22 protein-coding genes are annotated in these 22,910 nt (G+C 35.9%); 11 read left to right on the top strand and 11 right to left on the bottom strand.

Annotated elements, in window-relative coordinates; translation table 11 throughout:
- The 7 genes from FJR04_RS14280 to FJR04_RS14250 form a co-directional block, all read left to right on the top strand.
- Positions 1–856, top strand: an 856-nt coding sequence (locus tag FJR04_RS14280; protein ID WP_168495841.1) for a hypothetical protein, incomplete at its 5' end; no start/stop codon positions are given.
- A gap of 46 nt (positions 857–902) precedes the next feature.
- Positions 903–1,427, top strand: a complete 525-nt coding sequence (locus FJR04_RS14275) for a hypothetical protein (protein ID WP_168495839.1) — start codon at positions 903–905, stop codon at positions 1,425–1,427.
- Positions 1,428–1,473: 46 nt separating this feature from the next.
- A complete protein-coding gene (locus FJR04_RS14270) occupies positions 1,474–3,240 on the top strand; it encodes a VgrG-related protein (protein WP_168495837.1) in 1,767 nt (588 codons plus the stop codon).
- 16 nt (positions 3,241–3,256) lie between these two features.
- Positions 3,257–3,751 carry a PAAR domain-containing protein gene (locus FJR04_RS14265; protein WP_168495835.1) on the top strand — a complete coding sequence of 165 codons (495 nt, stop codon included), beginning with the start codon at positions 3,257–3,259 and terminating at the stop codon, positions 3,749–3,751.
- 21 nt (positions 3,752–3,772) lie between these two features.
- Positions 3,773–3,982, top strand: coding sequence for a Nif11-like leader peptide family natural product precursor (locus tag FJR04_RS14260; protein WP_168495833.1), 210 nt, complete (start codon positions 3,773–3,775; stop codon positions 3,980–3,982).
- 184 nt (positions 3,983–4,166) lie between these two features.
- Positions 4,167–6,515: a ShlB/FhaC/HecB family hemolysin secretion/activation protein gene (locus FJR04_RS14255; RefSeq protein ID WP_168495831.1), complete on the top strand. Its 2,349-nt coding sequence runs from the start codon at positions 4,167–4,169 to the stop codon at positions 6,513–6,515.
- A gap of 217 nt (positions 6,516–6,732) precedes the next feature.
- Complete coding sequence (locus tag FJR04_RS14250) at positions 6,733–7,575, top strand: lysophospholipid acyltransferase family protein (RefSeq protein ID WP_168495829.1); 843 nt, start codon at positions 6,733–6,735, stop codon at positions 7,573–7,575.
- Between the two features lie 33 nt (positions 7,576–7,608).
- On the opposite strand, the gene FJR04_RS14245 is transcribed toward FJR04_RS14250, so the two are convergent.
- From FJR04_RS14245 to FJR04_RS14235, 3 genes are read right to left on the bottom strand one after another with little or no spacing between them, the layout of a single operon-like run.
- Positions 7,609–8,334 (bottom strand): DevA family ABC transporter ATP-binding protein, encoded by a 726-nt coding sequence (locus tag FJR04_RS14245; protein WP_168495827.1) that lies wholly within the window; start codon positions 8,332–8,334, stop codon positions 7,609–7,611.
- Between the two features lie 55 nt (positions 8,335–8,389).
- Complete coding sequence (gene devC / locus FJR04_RS14240) at positions 8,390–9,571, bottom strand: ABC transporter permease DevC (RefSeq protein ID WP_168495825.1); 1,182 nt, start codon at positions 9,569–9,571, stop codon at positions 8,390–8,392.
- Positions 9,568–10,872, bottom strand: a complete 1,305-nt coding sequence (locus FJR04_RS14235) for an ABC exporter membrane fusion protein (protein ID WP_168495823.1) — start codon at positions 10,870–10,872, stop codon at positions 9,568–9,570. The genes devC and FJR04_RS14235 overlap by 4 nt, the downstream gene beginning before the upstream one ends.
- A gap of 115 nt (positions 10,873–10,987) precedes the next feature.
- On the opposite strand from FJR04_RS14235, the gene FJR04_RS14230 reads away from it, so the two are divergent.
- Together FJR04_RS14230 and fba are read left to right on the top strand one after the other, a co-directional pair.
- Positions 10,988–11,866 (top strand): TetR/AcrR family transcriptional regulator, encoded by an 879-nt coding sequence (locus FJR04_RS14230; protein ID WP_168495821.1) that lies wholly within the window; start codon positions 10,988–10,990, stop codon positions 11,864–11,866.
- 460 nt (positions 11,867–12,326) lie between these two features.
- Positions 12,327–13,400 (top strand): class II fructose-bisphosphate aldolase, encoded by a 1,074-nt coding sequence (fba, locus tag FJR04_RS14225; RefSeq protein WP_168495819.1) that lies wholly within the window; start codon positions 12,327–12,329, stop codon positions 13,398–13,400.
- 162 nt (positions 13,401–13,562) lie between these two features.
- Here fba and FJR04_RS26200 read toward each other — a convergent pair whose 3' ends face one another.
- Positions 13,563–14,387 carry a PEP-CTERM sorting domain-containing protein gene (locus FJR04_RS26200; RefSeq protein WP_168495817.1) on the bottom strand — a complete coding sequence of 275 codons (825 nt, stop codon included), beginning with the start codon at positions 14,385–14,387 and terminating at the stop codon, positions 13,563–13,565.
- A 994-nt stretch (positions 14,388–15,381) separates the two neighbouring features.
- Between FJR04_RS26200 and FJR04_RS14215 the strand changes: the two genes are divergently transcribed.
- A complete protein-coding gene (locus FJR04_RS14215) occupies positions 15,382–15,645 on the top strand; it encodes a hypothetical protein (RefSeq protein ID WP_168495815.1) in 264 nt (87 codons plus the stop codon).
- A 27-nt stretch (positions 15,646–15,672) separates the two neighbouring features.
- On the opposite strand, the gene FJR04_RS14210 is transcribed toward FJR04_RS14215, so the two are convergent.
- Both FJR04_RS14210 and FJR04_RS14205 read right to left on the bottom strand, forming a co-directional pair.
- Entirely contained in the window at positions 15,673–16,581 is a 909-nt protein-coding gene (locus tag FJR04_RS14210) for an alpha/beta fold hydrolase (RefSeq protein ID WP_168495813.1), read from the bottom strand.
- Positions 16,582–16,641: 60 nt separating this feature from the next.
- Positions 16,642–17,076 (bottom strand): SufE family protein, encoded by a 435-nt coding sequence (locus FJR04_RS14205; RefSeq protein ID WP_168495811.1) that lies wholly within the window; start codon positions 17,074–17,076, stop codon positions 16,642–16,644.
- Positions 17,077–17,306: 230 nt separating this feature from the next.
- On the opposite strand from FJR04_RS14205, the gene psaK reads away from it, so the two are divergent.
- Complete coding sequence (gene psaK / locus FJR04_RS14200) at positions 17,307–17,573, top strand: photosystem I reaction center subunit PsaK (RefSeq protein ID WP_168495809.1); 267 nt, start codon at positions 17,307–17,309, stop codon at positions 17,571–17,573.
- A gap of 73 nt (positions 17,574–17,646) precedes the next feature.
- On the opposite strand, the gene FJR04_RS14195 is transcribed toward psaK, so the two are convergent.
- The 5 genes from FJR04_RS14195 to FJR04_RS14175 all read right to left on the bottom strand — a co-directional run bounded on the left by FJR04_RS14195 (position 17,647) and on the right by FJR04_RS14175 (position 22,823).
- Positions 17,647–18,477, bottom strand: coding sequence for an Rpn family recombination-promoting nuclease/putative transposase (locus tag FJR04_RS14195; protein WP_168495807.1), 831 nt, complete (start codon positions 18,475–18,477; stop codon positions 17,647–17,649).
- A gap of 25 nt (positions 18,478–18,502) precedes the next feature.
- Positions 18,503–19,111, bottom strand: coding sequence for a hypothetical protein (locus FJR04_RS14190; protein ID WP_168495805.1), 609 nt, complete (start codon positions 19,109–19,111; stop codon positions 18,503–18,505).
- 297 nt (positions 19,112–19,408) lie between these two features.
- The gene (locus tag FJR04_RS14185; protein ID WP_168495803.1) at positions 19,409–20,884 is read right to left on the bottom strand and encodes an NB-ARC domain-containing protein; all 1,476 of its coding nucleotides are present in this window, start codon (positions 20,882–20,884) and stop codon (positions 19,409–19,411) included.
- Positions 20,885–20,936: 52 nt separating this feature from the next.
- Positions 20,937–21,578: a HEPN domain-containing protein gene (locus FJR04_RS14180; protein WP_168495801.1), complete on the bottom strand. Its 642-nt coding sequence runs from the start codon at positions 21,576–21,578 to the stop codon at positions 20,937–20,939.
- A 9-nt stretch (positions 21,579–21,587) separates the two neighbouring features.
- Entirely contained in the window at positions 21,588–22,823 is a 1,236-nt protein-coding gene (locus tag FJR04_RS14175; RefSeq protein WP_168495799.1) for a DUF262 domain-containing protein, read from the bottom strand.
- Positions 22,824–22,910: the final 87 nt, after the last annotated feature.

Genomic DNA, 22,910 nt, shown 5'->3' with positions numbered 1-22,910 from the left:
ACCTAATTCTGAATTAGAGAATATCCAGACTTTTGCAGAACCAGAAGAAACTGATATTCAGACTTTCTCGGAAACACCTAATAATGAATTACAACAAATTCCTGCATTACCTACAACCATAGAAAGTATTGTTTCTACAAAACCACTAGGTTTATCAAAACCCATGATTCAACAAAGTAGCTTAATTGGATCTAATGCAATCTCTAAATTTAGTCGGGGAATAACTAGCACGATACAGAACACAAGAGAAGGAGAAACTTCCTATTTTTCAGAAAATAATGTACTCGATAGTTCAACAAATAACATATCAAATAGTAGAGAAAATATTAACACTCCACCATTTAGACTACAAAAAAAATCAGACAATAGTAATCAGCAACATAATCAACAATCAAAACCATCCGTAAATAGCACAGAAATACCCAATTCTTGGTCAAGTATTGACGAACTTATGGGTAATAGTCACTCTATATATAATCAAATTCATACTACCGAACCCAGTATACAGATGTCTTCCTTCTCTGCTAAAGAAAAAGAAAACTTTGATTCAGGAATATCAGATAATTTAACAAATACTAACACAGAATATTATAATAGTGACTATAGTAATACTCGTAATAGTCATGGTATAGAATCTTTGATCCAGATGGCCTCAGCCACAGTGGGACAAGAGACAAGTACGAATCAAGCAGTATCATATGTTGATAGCTCTAGCACAGCAGAATCTCAAACACATTCAGATCATAAAGACGATAATGAAGACTCAAAAAACCTAGAAATATTAGCAAGAGAGATATATGGTTTTATCCGACAGCGTTTAGAAATAGAGAGAGAAAGAAGTCGAAATTACTATTAATTATTAGACAATATCCACTTGCATAAAATATACACCAACAACTAATATGGCAACTCCAATTAAAGCTAAACTTCTATCTATTGACACTGGTTATCATATCGAATTTATGTTCAATCCAAATCAGCTAGATTTTAGTCGTAGTATTAGTTTAGAACAATCTCCTGGTGCGCGGACTGAGGAAGGAATGAACAAAACTAGTTTTAAGCATCCTAATCCTTATACATTGACTATCAGTAACATTCTCATAGATAGATATGAAAGTGGTGAAACTGTTATTAAAGACATAGAAGCATTTAAAAAATCTGTCGAATTCGGTGTAGAAATAGATGGTGTAAAACGACCTCCTCTTTATTTATTTACTTGGGGAGGTCAAAATTATTTGAAATGCTTTGTCAAAACCTTAAAATATAAATTAACTATGTTTAATGCCAATGGTTTACCAGTGAGAGCATTTGTGGATTTAACCTTAGAAGAAATAGATTTATCTAGTAAAAAAGGACCAGGAGGTACACCAAATCCTACCCCAGATCAGAAAAAACAAGATAATCGTAATAACAAAACTAAGAAATAAAATCATTGATCGATCTAGACCATTATCCAATCTACAGTAAAATACTATGACAGCTAGTTATACATCTAAACCAATTTTAAAAATTGATGGAGCATCTGCTTCACCGGAATTAATGGAAGATATTCTTCAAATTTCAGTTGAAGAAAGTTTACATTTACCAGGAATGTTTACTTTAGTCATTAATAATCCTTATCTATCAGGACGTGAAAGTACAGAACCAGCAGGGAAACATCAAAAGTTGTTTGAAATTGGTAAAAAAATCAAAATAGGATTTAGTTCTGCTACTACAGATCAGTTTCCAGATCGGACTCAAGGTTATCTTATAGATGGGGAAATTACAGCAATGGAGACACACTTTACCAGTGGTTCTCAAGCCCCAATTATCATTCGAGGATATGATATTTCCCACCGATTACATCGGGGGCGCTATAATCGGTCATTTCAAGATATGACAGATACAGATATTATTAATAAGATTACTCAAGAAGTAGGTATACCCAGTGGTACTATTGATCAAACTGGAATTAAACATAAATACATTTTCCAAGAAAACCAAACTAATATGGAGTTTTTAAAAGAAAGGGCAGTTCGCAATGGATTTGAATTTTTTGTCCAGGACGGAAAACTGAACTTTCGTAAACCAAAAAGTGATGGGGAAATAGCACTTAAATGGTTAGAGGACTTGGAAAGTTTTCGAGTTAGAGTTAGTAGTAGTCAACAAGTGAAAGAAGTAGAAGTTCGTGGTTGGGACTACATGAAAAAACTACCTATTGTCGAAACTGTTAATGCAGAAAAAGTTTTTACAGAGACAGATCATGGTAAAGGTAGTAAAAAAAGTACAGCTTTTAATAGCGCACCTAAAATGATTGTCGTCGATCAACCTGTATTCGCCTCTGGAGAAGCAAAGAAGATTGCTCAAGGTCTATTTGATGAATTAGGTGGTGAATTTGTTCATGCTGATGCTAGAGCATTAGGAAACCCCAAGATTCGTCCTGGGCAAGTAGTAAAACTAGAAGGTATGGGAAAATATAGTGGTAAATATTATGTGACTGAAACTCGCCACCTTTATGATGAAAGAGTATATACAACAGAGTTTAGTATTAGAGGGTTACGTGGTGGTGATCTCTTGTCTATTTTATCCCCAGCGACTCACCTTCAACCTGGACAGACTCTTTTAGTAGGAATAGTTAGTAATAATAAAGATCCTGAAGGATTGGGTAGAGTTAAGGTAAAATTGCCCACTCTTACAGAAGATCACGAAAGTAATTGGGCAAGAATAGTTGGACATGGAATAGGTCCAGATCGAGGCAATGACTGTTTGCCAGAAATTAATGATGAAGTATTAGTAGGATTTGAACATGGCGATATTCATCGTCCTTATGTATTAGGTGGAGTCTGGAACGGTAAAGATAAACCACCTGAAAAGATAGATGATACAGTTGTAGGTGGTAAAGTCAGACTACGAACATTTAAAACTCGGACTGGTCATAAAATGCAATTTGTAGAAGAAGCAAAAGGTGCAGTAAAAGCTGGTTTTGAAGTTAAGACAACTAAGGGTCATAAAATCAACATTAATGATACAGAAGAATGTGTGACAATTACCACTAATGGCAATCACAAAATAATATTAGATGATAAAAATAGGAAAATCGAAATTAAATCTAGTGGTGGTCATAGCTATGTTTTGGATGATAGCTCAAGGAGTATTAGCATGAAATCAGCAGGTAGTATAAAACTTGATGCGACAACTACTATTGATATTAATGCTAATGCTAGTATTTCTATTAAAGGTGCTGTAATTAAACTCAATTAAAACAAAGGAAATTTCTATGGGTAAACCCGCAGCGAGAATAACGGATAAAGTCGCCCACCCTTTACCAGGAATGTTGACACCAGGTCCTGGTAGCGTCAATGTGTTTATTGGTGGTTTACCTGCATGGAGAGGTGTCCCACAAGCTATTGCTTCGGCTTTACAGTCTGCTAAAAAAATATCTGATACTACGATTCAAGTAGCTGAATCTGCCACTAAAGCCGCAACTGGTACACCAGGAATGCCGGCAGCTAAAGCGGCGGAGGAAGCCACTAAAGCGGCAGCCGCGGCGACTATGGGTAGCACTATTAGCAGTAGTGCTGCTGGTGCTGATATTCATGTTTGTATGACACCTTTACCAATCCCACCTCATGGACCTGGAGTGGTGATTGATGGTAGTGCGACAGTTTTGATTAATGGTTTACCTGCCTGTTTTCTAGGCTGTACGATTTTAGAAGCTGTTGGTCCACCAAATAAGATTGTTAATGGTTGTGCGACTGTTTTAATTGGTTAATTTTCATGGGAATTTATAGTTATGGCCAAAGAGAATGTAGTAAGACTATTTAGAAAAGTGCAAATTGATGCCGATTTAAAGCAAAAACTAAACTCAGCGCCAAATCTGGAAAAATTTGTGCAAATGGCTCAAGAACATGGATATGATTTTACCCTAGAAGAATGGCAAGATGTAACTAGGTTTCAAGTTGAAGAATTACAGGGTAATTTATCGGAAATCCCTGGGATTTAGTCTGGTTAGGACTTATAAAAATGATATATTATAAGGTGTTTTAGACTTAATAATTTGTTAATGATTAACAGGTTTCCGATATCTAAAACACCGACTAAAAGACATTTAGTTTAATACTTCTTGGATAAGTCCTATTTTTTTGATTCAAATATTGTAGCAATAATCAGAGGAACAGGGAGCTATTGTGATTAATCGGCATTTAAATACAGTTTTTCTCATACTTCCTGGACTAATAATAGTAGGCAATATTGCTGCTAGTGAAGCCAGTTCTAATAATAGTTACAATCAGATTTTTACGCCATATTTACAACAGATTAAAAATCAGTTAGAACCAGGTTTATTATTGCGTTTACCTTCGGAAGTTCCAGCTATTTATCTTTCAGCAGAAAAACAAAGTAATTATCGAGTGAAGGTTTCTCCCTCTTTAGTTAATCCTGGTATAACTGTTAGCATTTTTAATTGTCAATTAGAATCTCAGGCTTGTTTAGTTGGTAGTTTGTCTGTTAATTCTCCAGCTTCTTTAGGTAGTCGTGAAGAACTCAGCGAACATCAAAATAGCGGCTCAAAAATTATTCTCAAAGAGAAAATTAGTGGTTATTTAGTAGCTGGTGAAAAACAAAATCCTCCTTCTGAATTTTCTTCAGTTATGTGGGAGCAGGATGGCTTAATTTCTAGAATCAGATTTCGGCAAAATTCCCAAAATATTGTTGCTGTAGCTAACTCTATGGCCGCCGCAGTACCAATTAATAATTTAACAAATATTCCTGATCTAGCTATTAATAATATAACTGCAACATCTATTCCACCAAAATCTGAATTACCAAATAAACCACCTGATTCAACGATACAAATTTCCGAACCAAGTCAAAATGTACCAACATCAGAGGTAGAAACTCAGATATCAGAACCAAATCAAGATAGTAAAATTACTTCTAAAGATAATTCTGAATCTGCTACTGAATTTATTGCTCCGACAACAGAAAAAAAAGTAACTCCTACACCACAAACTCCAGCAAAAATAGCACTTATTCCGATTCGTTTAATTAAAGTTACTGGTAATACAGTTTTTAGCGAAGATAAAATTAATCAAGAAATTCAAAAATTTGAGGGTAAAGATTTTACTCCAGAAGAGTTGGGAGAGAAATCTAAGGAAATTGCTGATACTATCAAGGAACTTTATCAAAAAAATGGGTATATTGCAACAGCAAGACCATTGCCAGATCAAACAATTAAAAATGGTGTTATTGAGATTAATGTTACTGAGACTCGGTTGGTAAAGATAGAGATACTAGGTACGGAAATATTAAAATCTTATGTGATGAGTCGGCTACAATTAGCTACAGGAGAAACTTTCAATGCCGGCAAAATTGAAGATAAATTAAGACTACTAAAACAAGATCCCCTGTTCACTAATGTTGAAGCAAATTTAAGTGATCCACCTGAAGATGAAAATAATCCGCAGAAACTTAATGATGGGTCAAAGATACTGGTAGTTACAGTTAAAGAAGCACCTACTTTAGCTACTAATATCAGCGTTGATAACCAATCTCCTGCTACTATCGGTTCAGAAAAAGTGGGTGTTGGTTTCAGTTATCGTAATGTCACAGGATTGGGAGATATATTTGCAGCTAATTACAGCACTACTTTTACTGGAGGAAGTAAGGTATTAGATTTTGGATATCAAATTCCTGTGAATTCGATGAATGGTCAAGTGCAACTCAGAGCATCTTTTAATTCAACAAAAATTACTCAATCCCCATTTGATGAGCTAGATATTAAAGGAGAAAAACAGATTTATGAAATATTTTATCGTCAACCAATAGTCCGAACTTCTCAAAAAGAGTTGGCTTTATCTTTAGGTCTGAGTGTTGATAATGGTCAAACTTTTACTTTTGATCAACCAACTGCTTTTGGTTTTGGTCCTAATGAAGATGGTGTCAGTCGTAGTAGTGTTATTTCATTTCGTCAAGATTATACTAGTCGTGATCTGCAAGGAGCTTGGTTCTTAGACTCAGAATTTAAGATTGGGACTGGGCTATTTAATCCTACTTCTAATAAAGAACCTGTTCCTGATGGATATTTTTTCAGTTGGAGTGGTCAAGTACAACGATGGCAACAACTGAGTCCTAATAATTTATTAATTATCAAAGCTAATTTACAACTGACTCCAGATGGGTTGTTACCTTCTCATCAGTTTATTCTTGGTGGTGGTCAATCAGTCCGTGGTTATCGGCAAAATACTCGTTCTGGTGATAATGGATTGTTTTTCTCTATTGAAGATAGAATTACTTTAAATTCGACATTTAAAGTTGCACCGTTTTTAGATTTGGGAAAAGTTTGGAATGCTTCTCAAAATCCTAATGAATTATCAAAACAAACATTTTTGATCAGTTCAGGTATAGGGTTGATTTGGCAACCTTTACCAGGACTTAATTTACGACTTGACTATGGTTTTCCTTTTATTAATCTTGAGGATAAAGGTAATAATATTCAGGATAATGGATTTTATTTTAATATTAATTATCAACCATAACTGCTGGCAATAATTGAGAATGGACAATTAATTACAAAAAAAGGGAACAGATAAGAAACAAAAGTGGCTGAGTTTAAAGCTCAGTCAAGAAAAATTTGATTATGGCTGATTGAGAGGAGGCAATTTGGGCAAAAACATTGCAGAATAAAGATAGAGATATCATAAAACCGCAAAAAACGGATTGTTTTATCCGTATAAATCCTGATAAAATTCCCTGATGTTAAACCTAAAACATCCTCAAAACACTAACCTGGGATGGTCTTTGGATCAACGAGATCCAAGGTTCATCGAGTCTATGATGCCTATCCTGGGCTTGTTATATAATTGTTATTTTCGAGTCCAAACTAGTGGCTGGGAAAATGTCCCCGATGAAAAAATCCTGATTGTTGGTTCTCATAATGGCGGACTTGCATCTCCTGATACTTCTATGATGTTGTATGATTGGTTCCGCCGCTTTGGTGTGAAACGACCGATTTATGGCTTGATGCACCCTAAAGTTTGGGATGTATTCCCTCCAGCAGCAGAAATGGCGATGAAGGCTGGCGCAGTGAGAGCGCATCCCAAAATGGCTTATGCTGCTTTGCGGTCTGGTGCTAGTGTCTTAGTTTATCCTGGTGGTGCGGAGGATGTCTTTCGACCTCATAGGATGCGGGATAAAATTTATTTTGCTGAACGCAGGGGGTTTATTAAGTTGGCGCTACGGGAAAATGTGCCTATTGTCCCGGCAATTTCCTGGGGGTCGCATGATACCTTGATTGTTCTAGCTGATATGTATAAAATCATGCACCAATTTCATAAAATGGGGATGCCTTGGCTGCTTGGGATTGATCCGGTGGTTTTTCCCATTTATCTGGGATTACCTTGGGGATTAGCCATTGGACCTTTGCCTAATATTCCTTTGCCTGTGTCTATCTATACAAGGGTTTGTCCCCCAATTGTGTTTGAACGCTATGGAAGAGAAGCCGCAAGCGATCGCACTTATGTGAATGAATGTTATGAGTTAGTCAAAGGTAAAATGCAGCAGGAATTGGATATTTTAATCCAACAAGCTACCTGTTAATATTACCCTGGCGGTTCTTATAACTGGGTATTTTTAACTAACTATACCCTGTAAAGAACCGCTTTCTTCTCTGACAAGATGGCCGTCTTCCATATAAACAATGCGGTCAGCAATATCTAAAATCCGGTTATCGTGGGTAACAAGTAAAATTGTACAACCATGCTCTTTGGCTAATTTTTGCATTAATTCTACTACATCCCGTCCCGACTGTTTATCAAGTGCGGCTGTGGGTTCATCAGCTAGGACGATTTTCGGTTGACTTACTAATGCACGAGCGATCGCAACCCGTTGTTTTTGTCCCCCTGATAAGTTATCTGGATAGTAATTAAGGCGATCTCCTAATCCTACTTCTTCTAGCATTTTTTGTGACTGCATTAACATTTCTTTTGCAGTTATTTTGGGCTGTAATTCTAAACCCATTCTCACGTTTTGGATGGCTGTTAAGCTACCATGTAAATTATGGGCTTGGAAAATATAGCCATTACTGCGTCGGGCTTGAGTTAATTGTTGGGAATTAGCGTTACATAGTTCATTACCTAATATTTGCAAATTTCCAGATTGAGCAGAACGCAATCCACCGGCTAAGGTTAATAATGTGGTTTTTCCAGATCCAGAGGGACCTGTCATGATCACAATTTCTCCTGTATTAATGGTGAGGTTGATATTAAATAATACTTGTTTTCGCAGTTTTCCAGTTCCAAAATAATGGTCAAGGTTTTGGATGAAAATTACTGGTTTTTGAGGGTTAATAGTTTGCATAATTAGGTTTTCAGGATTTTTTTGCACGCAGAGACGCAGAGGCGCAGAGAGGAGTTTAAAACATATCGGCTGGATCGGCTGATTGTAGTTTACTGGTGGCTATAGCGCCGGAAATTATACACATGATGATTGTCATTAGAAAAACCATTAATGCTCTAGCTAAGGTCATGTATATGGGTAATTTGGTGGCGTTTCTTGCTAGTTGATAAAGTCCTATTGGTAATATTAATCCGGGAATGAAGCCTAATGCTGCTAAAATTATGGCTTCTTCAAAAATTACGCCTAATAAATATGAGTTTTGATATCCCATGGCTTTAAATGTGGCGTATTCTTTGAGATGGGAATTTACGTCTGTGGAGAGAACTTGATAAACAATGATCACACCGACAATAAATCCCATTGATACGCCTAATGTGAAAATAAAGCCGATGGGACTTTCTTTTTTCCAATATGCTTCTTCAAATTTGATAAATTCTTGGCGGGTGAAAACTTTTACATCTTGATTATCTTGGAGATGGGATTTTAATGCTGCTGCTACTTGTTCTGGTTCATATCCTGGTTGAATATAAATTAAGCCAAGGTTGATACTTCCTGCTTTGCGTCTAGGAAAGATCCGTAGAAAGTTTTCATCACTAGAAATTATTGTTCCATCAGCCCCAAATGATGCTCCTAATTTAAATAAACCACTAATATTAATTGTCCGTTTATCTATTTCTGTGGTGACAATTTGACCTGCATCTATTTGACTCAAAATTTGAGCATAATCTCCTCTCGCACCACGATCAAAAAGAAAATGATCGGGTAATTTAATTTTATCTAATTGGGTGTTGATTTCTGGTATATTTAATACAGGTTGTTCGGGATTAAAAGCGATCGCTTGAACTGTGGTTTTTCGTCTCGTTTGGGGATTTTTCCAAGTAACTAGACCGATATACATGGAGTCGGCAGATTTAACACCAGGGACATCAGCAGCTTGATATAACCTTCTGCGGGAAAAGGTGGACATATTTTGCATATTTCGGCTTTGCGGACTGATCAAAACGATGTCTGCAAGCACAGCCCGGTTTAAGGTGGTATTGCTGTCATACAAGGCATTTTGAAAGCCAAGCTGCATAAAAATTAGCACATCTGCAAAGGCAATTCCCGATATAGCAACTAATAAGCGACTTCTACTATGGTTAAGTTGCAACCATCCCAGCGGTGTGCGTCTTTGGATTGCTTGAATAAATCCTATCATAGTGAAATTACCGCCTTAACTTGCAAATTGGTAAATTTTGCTGCTTTCTTGCTTGAGGCTTCATCTAGCTGGACATGAACTTCTACTACTCTAGAATCAATATTTTCACTAGGATCAGAATTGATAATATTTTGCCGTTGCACTTTCCAGCCAACCCAATCTACTTTTCCCTGTAATTCTCCAGTCAGGGAGTTACTAGATATTTTTACCTCTTGTTGGGGACGGATTTTACTAACATCACTTTGGTAAACTTCAACTACTGCATACATCTGATTTATTTGCCCAAGTTCGACAATGCCGTTATTGGATACTACTTCACCTGCACGGGTATAAATGTCAAAAACTACACCATTTTGAGGTGCTTTAACATAAGTTTGATCTAAATTTGCTTTTGCTTGTTGGGCTGCGGCCATTGCACGGTTAACCTCGGCTTTGGCTGCGGCTATGTCTACTGGACGGACTTCGGCTATTTTATTTAATGTGGCTTGGGCAGAAATGACTTGTTTGCTACCTGTGGCATTAATTCGGGTGAGGGCGGTTTTAGCTTCACTAATTTGCTGACGTCCCGTGCTATCAATGCGGTTGAGGTTAGCTCTAGCTTCGCTCAGTTGTTGGGTAATAGTATCAACACTGAGACGTTTACTATCAAATAATGACTGAGAAATTGCCCCATCCTGGTAAAGTTGCTGATAGCGTTGCCATTCTACTTGAGCATTTTTCAGTTCTGCTTGTAATTTATTAATTGTAGCTTGTTGTGCGCTTGTTTCTCCTTGCCATTGCGCTTCTAATCTCGCAACCGTTTGTCTTTGTCCAGATTCATCTCCGAGTTTTTGCGCCTCTATTCTGGCAATATCGGCTTTTTGGGCTTCTATTTCACCTGTTTTCGCGCCTTGTTGGACTTTTTCTAAGTTTACCTGGGCAACTTTCACTGCGGCTTGGGCTTCTTGAAAAGCGGCTTGGAGACGGGGACGATTATCTAAAATGGCGATGATTTGCCCTGCTTTTATGTTATCCCCTTCTTTGACTAAAAGTGTCTCTACTCGGCTACCTTGACTAGATGTAGGTGCAGAAAGTTTGATGACTTTGCCTTTGGGTTCAATTCTTCCTAATGCTGTCACCGTTTTAATTTGTGGTGTAGTTATTTGGGCAGCTTGGATTACAGTATTTTGAGATTGGACTTGTGAAAATCTATACCCTTTGATTCCTAAAATTGTCATAATTATAGCTGTTGTCAGCATGATCAATTGCCGGGAACTAGGTTTCCAGAATGCGGAATCTTTAGCTGTTATATCACGCACCATAAGTTTTCCCCTATGATTTAAAATGGGAAGTAAACTAATCAGTTTAGTTATACAACTAAACTAAACCGTCCATTACAATCTTGTCAAGAGTTATTACCAAAATAATTAATCTTATATGCGAAAAAAGAATAAGGAAGTTGAAGAAATTCCTGTAGAAAGATTGCTGTTAGTAGAAAAAGTTGATGCTATCTTGGCTGGTGCAATGCAGGAATTTTTGGCAAATGGTTACGCAGCGACAACGATGGATAAGGTGACAGCAGCCGCAGGAGTGTCGAAAACAACGGTATATAGCTACTTTCAAGATAAGGAAGGATTATTTACGGCGCTGATTGAAAAATTAGTGCAGAAAAAATATTTGGCAGTTTTTAACCCCCAAGATCCGCAATTTCTCGCAGGAGAACCGGAAATAGTTCTGCGTCGGATTGCTAACAATATTTTAAATAGTATTGGTTGTTCACAGGAATTATTGAGTTTTGTAAGGTTGATTATTGCCGAATCTGGGCGTTTTCCCTCATTAGCGCAGGTTTTTGTTCGCAATGTAGATAAAACTGGTTTAGATACAATTACCCAATATTTTGCGGCGCATCCAGAATTGCAATTACCTGATGCAGCGGTGGCTGCAAGGATTTTTATGGGTACTTTAGTGCATTTTAAGATTATTCAGGATATGTTGCATGGTCGAGATATTTTACCAATGGAGAGCGATCGCTTGATTGATAATCTAGTTAATTTAATCACCAGTAACAAAATAGATATACATGGTGATAAGTATTCAGGAACAAGGCATAAATCACCCAGACGTAAGCGGACACCAGGGGGCAAATTTGAGGCTGATTATGGTTCTGAGTCTAAAAAGTTGCGGTCTATCCGGCTTACAGATACCGCTTGGGCAAAGTTGGATGAATTAGCAGCAACAAATAATTTAACTCGCAGCGAGATGATTGAAATCTTTGCCCGTCAAGGATTTGGGGATAGTCAGGAATCGGTAGAATAGTATTGTATATACATGGATGAAATTATGGGAATTGAGGTAAGAGCGATCGCACCTAAAAAGAATAAATTTCAGTACCTAATATGCAAAATCTAGACAAAACCATCTTTTACATTTTGGATCATCTAGCGATCGCCCATCATCGCCCAAAAATCACCTTTCCATACATGAAACTCATCCGCCATATTTAGTTATTCCTGTCAATGCGTAAGTCCTAACTCTGTATCTAAACTTACTAAAACCACTTAGCTAACAGTAGTAAAAATAACGGCAATACTGACAAACCATAGATTATCTTGATATGGTAAGCCTGCAAAGTTTTTAAACATAAGCACCCGCTACTGGTTATAATTTCCTATAAGAAGTTGAAAAAACTCTTAAGATTAGCGTAAAAATTACATTAAAATAAAGATTACGCTTCTATTAAACTGACTAGCTGATACCCAAATTAGGAGGAATATATATGGCGCTTGTACCAATGCGGTTGCTTTTGGATCACGCTGCTGAAAACGGTTACGGCATTCCAGCTTTTAACGTTAATAATTTAGAGCAGATTCAGGCAATCATGAAGGCGGCGGCTGATACAGATAGCCCCGTAATCTTACAAGCTTCTCGCGGCGCTCGTAACTATGCAGGGGAAAACTTCCTCCGTCACCTGATTTTGGCTGCGGTAGAAACCTATCCAGAGATTCCCATTGTCATGCACCAAGATCATGGTAATGCTCCTTCTACCTGCTACTCAGCAATTAAGAACAACTTCACCAGCGTCATGATGGATGGTTCTTTGGAAGCTGACGCTAAAACCCCAGCAAGTTTTGAGTATAACGTTAAAGTTACCAGCGAAGTAGTGAATGTAGCTCACTCTTTGGGTGTGAGTGTTGAAGGTGAACTAGGTTGCTTAGGTTCTTTAGAAACCGGTGCTGGTGAAGCTGAAGATGGTCACGGTTTTGAAGGTACACTAGACCATTCTCAACTGTTAACTGACCCTGATGAAGCTGTTAGCTTCGTAGAAGCAACTCAAGTAGATGCTTTGGCTGTTGCTATCGGTACTAGCCACGGTGCTTATAAGTTTACCCGCAAACCCACTGGTGAAATTTTGGCTATCAGCCGCATTGAAGAAATTCACCGCCGTCTACCTAACACCCACTTGGTAATGCACGGTTCTTCTTCTGTACCTGAAGATTTGATTGCACTGATTAACCAATTTGGTGGTGCTATCCCTGAAACCTACGGTGTACCTGTAGAAGAAATTCAAAAAGGTATCAAGAGTGGTGTTCGTAAAGTAAATATTGACACCGATAACCGTTTGGCTATCACCGCTGCTGTGCGTGAAGCTTTGGCTGCTAATCCCAAGGAATTCGATCCTCGTCACTTCCTCAAGCCTTCTATTAAATATATGCAAAAGGTTTGTGCTGACCGTTATGTACAATTTGGTACTGCTGGTAACGCAAGCAAGATTAAGCAAGTTTCTTTAGAAGATTTTGCTGCTAAGTATACTAAAGGCGAATTGGTAATGAGAGCGGCTGCTAAAGTTTAATCTTTCTCAGCAATAAATTAGGGTATAGCTAGACTATACCTTGACAACAAAAAACCGGGGGCATTTCAGTTTCCCGGTTTTTTGTTGTTGTAAAATAGGTGAATTTTTGGCTTCCTCAGTTGTAGTAACTGGCGCGAAATAGAGGAATAGGAGATTGGACGATTATGCTTTTACCGTCGCTTGTTGTTGCTGCTTACGTTTAAGCAAAGAACCTGCACCTATTGCACCAAAGGCAAACAAACCTAATACAGAAGCAGGTTCAGGTACAGAAGTGCTTGGTCCTGTTGATGGCAGTGATGCAGAACCAAATATCTGACTAGAAATACCAGTAACATTTTGATTAAATGTACCTGATCCTGTTGTTGGATTAATAACTATCTGCTGTCTATTAGCAGTGTAACCATATAAAGTCCCATCGTCATCAAAAGCTAAACCATAGACATCACCAAAACCAATATCTCCAATCTTGTTAGCTATACCATTTAAACCAATAGACCACAAGCTATCACCTGCTGATGTAGCTAGAAATCTATTATTTACAGGGTCGTACACTATATCACCACTGCTACTAAATCCAGAGATATTAGATACTAAAGAGGCTGCACCTGTTGAGGTATTAACGCTGTAAAACCTAGAACCACCAGTTCCATAGAGTGTGTTGCTAGTAGTAAATCCTAGCCCATTCATATTTGATACACCCAAATTACCAATTAGTGAGGATGTACTTGTGGTTTGGTTAACTTTATACAGTTGACTAAAAGTCACCCCAAAAATCTCTTCTGAATTAGATAAAGCTATATCAGTAAATACTGGACCACTAGCAATTTGAGTAAATACTCCTGTTGCTTGATCTACAGTACCAACTTTCCCGTCGTTAGTAGAAACGAAAAAAGAAGTGGCCTGTGCTGCATTTGATGTTCCTAAACCAAGGACTGTTGCTCCAATCAGACTTATTGATAACTTCTTGATCAAATTCGATATGGGCATGATTCTTATCTCCTGAAAAAGTAAATGTTGATAGTATTAAACAGGTAAAGACTACCTATCAATATATTTAGAATTCAACTACGGTAATTTTACATACCGCTGATCTGAGTACCTTAACTAACAACATATTTTCATACCAGCATCAAGCAAGGTCAAGAGTTTAAGACTATCTTCACAGAAAAAACATAATTCAATATACTGACGAATCAGTTGTAATTGCTCCAAGTCAGTGGTTTGCACCGCAATAAGACGTAAAATTTGTGTAAAGATTTGATGAAGTTAGCATGAAATTAGCGAGCAAGAGACCCACACCACAAAGCCTCTATCAGATCCAGTCTCTCCAGGACTGACGCAACTGTTACATTGGTAGGGTGCGTCAGACTGCATAAATCCTGCAAATAAACAGATTCTTGATATCTGACGCACCCTACAACAGATTTTTGGTGTGACACTTGCGTAAGTCCTACTCTAAAAAAGTGAATATTGACAGTGTAGATACTCACAAGTGCGATTCGATATAAACTTTTTATAGTTAAAAACCACCTATTAATATATTTTGAGAACTGATTGCGGTGATTTGGCCACCGAGCTTGTCTGAGTACCTTCACTGAAAATATATTTTCATACCACCATCAGCGAGGTCAATAGTTTAAGACTATCTTTACAGAAAAAACATACTTAAATATACTGATGAATCAGTTGTAATTGCTTTAAGTCAGTGGTTTGCACCGTCATAAGACGTAAAATTTGTGTAAAGATTTGATGAAGTTGGTATGAAATTAGCGAGCAAGAGACCCGCACCACAATAAATCGAGACAATTGAGGAATATTAAAAACCGATATTGCAGGTTTCTTTCTCTAAAATTTAGCTTTGTCTATTAGCTAACAGAAATACCCATCACATTCTGCTATAAATAATTTTGCAAGTTTATATTATCAGCGCGTAAACATTCCCAGGGTGTGATCTGCCACAAACACCATTTTGAGGTAATGTATGCGCTATAAACCTTATGGAAAAAAACGGACTATTTCTGTTGTAGCTGCTGTTAAATTTGTCAGCTTTACGTTTTTTTTTGGAACATTAATATTTTGTGGTTTCTTTACAGGTTCTTTTCTGATCTCTTATGTTACATCCAGCTTAAACACTATTCACCCTACATCAATTCCTGGCATTAAAGACCAGGAAAACTGTGAAGCAACAGATAGAGTTTGGCGTGATAATAAATGTTGGGATTATGAACATAATCCCGCATTTTAAATTATTGCAATTGATACTTTTTGCTTTTTAAACAACCTTTAAAAATGGCAATATAGCTTCAAAAACTTCCACGGGGAATTCTTCATGGAGTCCTAGAGAACCGGGAACAACTACACTGTCTACATTTGGTAAAGCTGCTAATGCGTCCATTTCTTGGCGTGATTTGGGAGGACTAGATGCGCCAAGGATAGCCATAATGGGTATAGACAAGGATTGAACTAAAGAGAGAAATTCAGATTGAGTCCGAAATGTATCTATATTACCTGTCACAAAAGCCGCTGAAGCAAATCTCGCCCCCGGTTGCTGGGTACTTTGCCATTTTTTAGTGATAAAATTGGGTGTAAGTTTTGCCATATTCGTAAAAACGTGACGACTATACATCCAACTTAAAAATGATGGAGTAGTGTTGAGTTTATACAGTAATTGACCAATAATGGGAAATCTAATTATTCCCCTTACCATAGCTGCAATTTGCTGACTTGCGCCCATTGTTGGTAAAGGACCCCGCCAAGTTGGTGCGACTAAGACAATTTTGGCAAATATCTGCGGTTCTTTCAAAGCCAACTGGAGAATATAACCAGCAGCGTGGCCAGCACCAATTACGAAAATTGCCGTATTAAACACAGATTTTGCAAAATCTGCTAAAAATTGCTGATATATGACTGGTCTATAATCTAAACTAAGTCGAGAAGATTCCCCAAACCCAGGCCAGTCTATAACAGTGACTTGAAAATGGGGTGCAAGTAATCGTGCTAAATCTCCCATTTCTTCCCTTGTAGAAACGCTGCTAAAAGCCGGTAATAGCAAAATTGGTGAACCTTGACCAATGGTTTCATAAACCACTCGTAACTGTTGGTTTTCCCATTGCCAAAAATATTCCTGTACTTTGCCACCAAATGCACCAACAGCAGGATTTGTTAATAAATTAGTAGACATCTGATTAAGTTAGTCATAAAACAACTTTACCCATGCTCTAATCCCTAATCTCCTAATCTCTTAACTTTCTAACTTACATTCCAAAGCTTTTTTCTGCATAGTTTTAAAAATGTTGTAAAAACCATTAGCGCGAGAAGGTGTCAAACTCACATTTAAACCAGTTTCTTGAATAAAATCAGGAGTAAGTTGGACTATTTCTGTAGGTGTTGATCCATTTAATCCTTCGATCAATAATGCTAATAATCCCTTAGTTAATTGAGAATCAGAATCACCCTGAAACATCACTTTACCATCTTCTAATGAAGCTGTAACAAATACCTGAGAAACGCAACCAGGAACTTTGTTTTCTGGCAGTTTCTCAGCTTCTGGAAATGTTTGTAGCTTCTGAGCATACCATATTAACTGCTCATAGCGTCTTTTTGGTTCTGTAGCCCGTTGAAAGCGTTGGACAATTTTATTTAATGCGGGTGGTAAGGAATCAAGAGTTGAGGACATGATCAATTCAGGAAATAATTACTCTTATCTTAGCAATCACTAGCATTTTCGGACACCATAAGTATTAAAACAGCAAATATGAAAATTTTCTATTCAGTACAGCACTTGTTTATATTATAGATTGAAAACAACTGTTAAAATTTGTGACAAAGTAAGCAATTATATAGATTTTTTTTTGTCAATATTCAGATTATATTGTCAAGCATTCAAAAATATCAGGAGTAATTGAAATGTTAACTTCAACCTTAATCGCTACCGCTACCACTATCCCACCTCTAGAATGGAGTCCTACTGTTGGCATAATTATGATTATTGCCAATATCTTTGCTATTGCTGTCGGTAAATTTACTATTCAGCATCCTAACGCTAAACCAGAATTACCAGCACCTCAATTTTTTGGTGGTTTTGGTTTACCTGCGGTATTAGCAACTACTTCCTTTGGGCATATTTTAGGCGCAGGTATTATTTTAGGACTGCATAACATCGGCAAAATTTAGATTTTTCTGATGTTATAAATTAGGGAGAGAAATATATTTTTCTTCTCCCTTTTTCACTATTTATTATTATCCATTACCCATTCTTAGCTACTAATCGAACTAACTCGATATCCAAACTTAATGCTTCTGCTATTTGTTCTACATTTGCACCTAAGCTCAACATAAAAGGAATAGCTTCTAATTTGCCTTCTAGTTTGCCTTCTAATTTACCTTCTAATTTACCTTCTAACTTACCTTCTAGTTTGCCTTCTAACTTAGCTTCTTGATAAACTTTTGTTTTCTTTAATTCACTTAATCCTAACATTTGCTCAATCTCCTGCCGATTTTTTTGGGGAAATTTGTAAATAACTATTGTTTCTATCAATTCGATAAATTCTCTTTGGGTAATGGCTGAGGTTATTTGTTGTCTAGCGAGATTGATTAACTCCTTAGCTTTTGTGGCTGTACCTGACTCCGGTTCTATTAATAATTTAACAGTTTCAACGCCAATAGAGACTTCTGTTGTCGAGTCTAGTTCATCGAGATATATACATTGTATGCGTCCAGATGCCAGTAATTCAATATATCTTTCTGTTTCCCCTATATCTATGCTACGGGTAGGATAAACTAGAACACCTCGCCAATTGTTCGTAAGTTGAGTTTTATCAAGGTAAAGGAATGTTTCAGCAAGAAACCGAGAGTATATTTTTTTATCGGGTTGAAATTGAACTTCTAGGAAGTAGATAGGTAATGATGCTGCATTACCCTTGGGAATAAATACGCCGTCAATACGAAAAGCTAGTTGTTTAACTTCAACGGATGAAAATTGGTAAGTATTAGCGGTTTCTGTGGGTTGATTAATAAGTTCAAAGAAGACGCTGGGAAAACTTTGAAATAGACGATAAAATATGGTATCTGTTTTCACGAACTTTCTTAAATCCTGATTGATACTATCCTATAGGATAATAACCCGGATTGACGGCATGAATAAAATCACTCCCAGCTAGTGGCCTTCCCCGTTTATAAGCAGCTTCTTCTGGTTGTCCCCAACCTAATTGTAAAATAAGTTCTAAAAAATTGGGATTTTCCCATTTTAATAAAGTTGCCCATTCTGTTATTTGAGCAATTCTCTCGACATCTATTTTAGTAATTCTATCATGTTGTTTACCATTACTAAAACTCAAATATAAATCCATATCTACTGTTGTTAGATACCAAAAATCTAAAATTGAATTTTTGGCACTTTTTAATATTTCTAAGTCATTTTCTAAAGCTATCAATTCATTATTAATTTCTGGATAATGAAGAGTATTACCCTTGACTGTTATATCTTTCCAAATAATTCCAGAGACTTGATTTGCTCTTTGATATTCGTGAATGGAAGACTTAAAATCTTGATAAGCAGTAAATCTTTGTAATCCATCAGTTCTGATAAACTGGTCTATAAGTGGATTACCAGAAACTGTTACTTCTAATTTTAAACGTTCCCCTTTTAAACAGGCTTGGCGTTCGGTTGCCAAAATTTGAATTAACTCTTGAGTGGTGTAAGTATTTATCATCAGAACAAAACCTAATTAGTCATTAGTTATTGGTTATTAGTCATTAGTTGTCAACTAAGACTAATTGCTAATTTTGTGTCAGATGGTAGTGAAGATTGATTGAATATCTAATTATTATCTCTGGATGTCTATAAAAATGCCGTATCAGAAGCAACTAAAAATTATCATAACTTAATTTGAGCAGGAAAATGTGTAAATATTCAGCTTGTAGACTTATGATATAATTATACTCCCTATTCTAAGTATAATCATATTGAGTTTGACAATTTCTGAAAAATTACCTATATCTAGATTTTATTAATTGAAATTTTCCAAAGCTATAACATTACACCCAATATAACCAATTACTAAGGGGGATTTGTTATCTAAAAGTAATAAAATTTGTTTTAATATTTGGGGTAAATTTGCACCATAAATCCGGAATAAACTTTCTCGCAATTGCTTGATAATTTTTTCTCCAGCAATATCATCTGTCCCTGGGCGTAATAACCAATGATTTCGCAATATTTTTAAATAACTAATATCTTGATTTTCTGTACATTTTTTTATTTCATGAGTTGCATTTTCAACTAATTCATCTGTGACTATTTTCATTATTAATGGTTGCAATGTAAAGGAAGGTTCATAATCATTTACCCACTTTTCTAAAAGTGATTTTTGTTCTAATTCGATAATTTCTGTAAAAACTTTAGCAGGATCAATAGATACAATTAAGTGAGTTTGCAAGCGAGCAAAAGATATTGGTTCTTGCCAAATTGCTAACCAGTAAATAATTTCTTGTTCTAATTCTGAGAGGTTTTCTAATTGTTGTTTGAGGACAATACGCAAGCGATCGCCTACAATTAAGGTATTCTGATTAATAAATGCCGCTACATTACCAGAAAACATAGATTGAATTAACGGTGTTACCAGTTTTAAGCCTAAAGGATTACCGCGATAAAGTTGAATTAAGGCAGATATTCCTAATTCTTTTCCTGTAAATCCCCGTGAATTTAATAATTCTAAAGCTTCGGTTTTTGATAACCCATTTAAAGCCAGATTAGCAACTATTTTGGGATTGATTTCTGTATTATTTTGTTTTTTGCGACTGGTTGTAATTATACAACTTTGATGACGATGAAGGCTTAATTGTTGGATAAATTTATTTAATTCTAAATTTTCACTAATATTATCTATGCCATCTAAAACTATTAAACAGCGATGCTTTTGAAGATAATTGATAATTTGATAACTAGCAGCATTAATATCAGCAGTAAGAGGTAAATTAAACTGATTTAATAAATTAGCTAATAAATCACTAACTGAGAAGATATTATCAATAGATTTCCAAATTAAACAATTAAACTGAGACTGAATCTGATCTACTAAAGCTAACACAAGGGAAGTTTTACCAATACCAGCAATTCCCGTAATATTGATTAATTTACAACCATTTTTAATCCATTTGTCTAATTTTAATAATTCCTGATTTCTACCATAAAAACTTTCTACATTAGGCGCTTCATCCCAATCTATATAGGGTGTAGAATTATCTGTATTAATATCAGTTAAATCTGTGATAGTTTCCCAATTGCTAATTCCCACAGCTTGACAGATAGCGATGAAGATTTCTTTCTGAATGTGATCGCCTTGCCAAAATCGTCGTAAAGTAGCCTTAGAAGTATGAGCATCTTGCCACCATCTTGCAGTGCTGGTTTTAGTCCATCCTAACCGCTGACGGGCTTTATCAACAATTTCTAATCCTGTGGGTGATGCTTTAAGAGAATTGGACATATATTTTGAGATCAGAATTAATTATAGGGTAGAAAATAATATTAATTAATATTTATTTCATCAACAGATTCATTAACTCATCTATTTTGAGAAGATCCTGAATAATTTGCTTAACCATATTTACTTCATCTACGGGATTTATTGGTTGAATAATACTATAAAAACTAGCAGATTTATGAGCTACTTCACCTCTATTTTCTCCAAATGTGTTCATAGTAACAAGCCACGAAGTATCTAAATCCTTGATATCTAGCCCTATAGGTAAAAGTAAAGCTAGAAGATTTTTTTCTTTGAGTCCATGATTTTCATTAATAATCCTCTTAAAATTTGCCAAAGCTAAATCTATTTTTTTCTGGATTTTGATTTGTTCATCTTTAACAGTTTTATTTCCTTTTTTTGGACTCAGTGTTTCTGGTGGTGCATCCATAGTTAATCCAGAAAAACCAAGTAAACATATTAAAGTAAGATTAATCTTACCTGTATTATCCCAAATATTTTTGGCATTTTGAACAACTTCCCAAGCTCGATCTTCAAGATAAGATTCAATTTCCGCATGAGCTAAAACTCGGTATGCAACAGTTCTAGTTAGCTGTCTATCAGAATATAAACCTGTGAAACTAGGTTTTGGAATTAATTGCTTTTTAAGCCTACTTAATTCCTGGTTTAAAATACGAAATCTATTAGATTTAGGCATTTTTATAACCTACCTCAAACCATTGAAAATAATCCGATTATCAACAAGCTCAGGTAGATTAAACTCTATTTCTAAAACTTCTAAAAGACTTTCTCCCCATAATCTCAAACGATTGTAAGTTTCACGAGTATTATTAGTTGTTCGTTCAATACCTTCTCTAAATTGTCTATTTGATGAACATAATTTTTTAAACGCCTCTTCAACTGCTTGTTTATGTTCTTCAGCAGATTGTCTGATGATTTCATCAGAAAAATAAAAAGCCATTACATCTAAGATGGCTCTATTAAAATGTCCTTTGTATTTATTGTTGCTTAACCATTGCCGAGAAAAATTTTTTTCTCCAAAGATATGAATGGTTGTTTGCACTGCTTTCTCAAATTCGTTTACTACATTTTCAATATCATTATGTAATTTCTCCCAATCTTCATTAAGTCTTTCACAAGTCATATCTAAAAAATATTTCAGATTACCACGATATTCAGACAGAAAATAATGGAATCCTACATAACGCAATAACAAATCAACGTCACGCATCCGAAAATCAGGGTTTTTAGATTTGAATATTTTTTTAAGAGCCTGGCTTTTAATAGATTGATCATCTAAAAAATTAATGAACTCACCTGGATGCAGTGCTTGTCTGAGTTCTTGAGGAGATAAAGGAGTGCTTTCTACATTCAACCGTAGAAATACTTTATAGAGAAAATTTTCGCTTTTCCAATTCCGAATTAATATGGTACGAATAGTTTGATTATCAAGAGCATTTTGTTCCATTCGGAAGGAAATATTATTTTCTATATTCTCATAAGTGTATCCATTTAGATCAGTTCTAAATTCCAAATCTTTCAACGCAAAACCATTATTTGAAGTTTCACTGCTACCATAAAATTGTAGGATTGTGAGTAACCGTTGTTTACCATCAAGAACTATAAACTTGCCACGTTCTTTTTGATTAGCTGCTAATACTATTTGTGGAACAGGAAACCCAAGCATCAGTGATTCTATAAACCTGCTTTTACGAGTTATATTCCAGGCATCTCTTCTCTGAAATTTGGGATTTAACTGTATATTCTCACGAACCATTTGATCAAATATTGTTGCTGTTGTCCAGTCAGTTCCTACTACAACAACTTCTGAGATTTCTTCTAATTGTGATTTGTAATTTATAGAAGAATCCGAATTAATATCTTGATCTTCACTTTCTTCAAAAAAAGTTACTTCTTCTTCCGGAATAAAGGTATTTTGCATAATTATGTAGAAAATCATAATTGATGAATTAATTATAATAGATTTGTTTGACTAATTATTGAAAATTAATAACCCTGAACCTACCAG

The organism is Anabaena sp. UHCC 0204 (assembly GCF_009711975.1).
Taxonomy (GTDB): Bacteria; Cyanobacteriota; Cyanobacteriia; order Cyanobacteriales; family Nostocaceae; genus Dolichospermum.
This window is presented reverse-complemented; position numbering and strand designations above follow the sequence as displayed.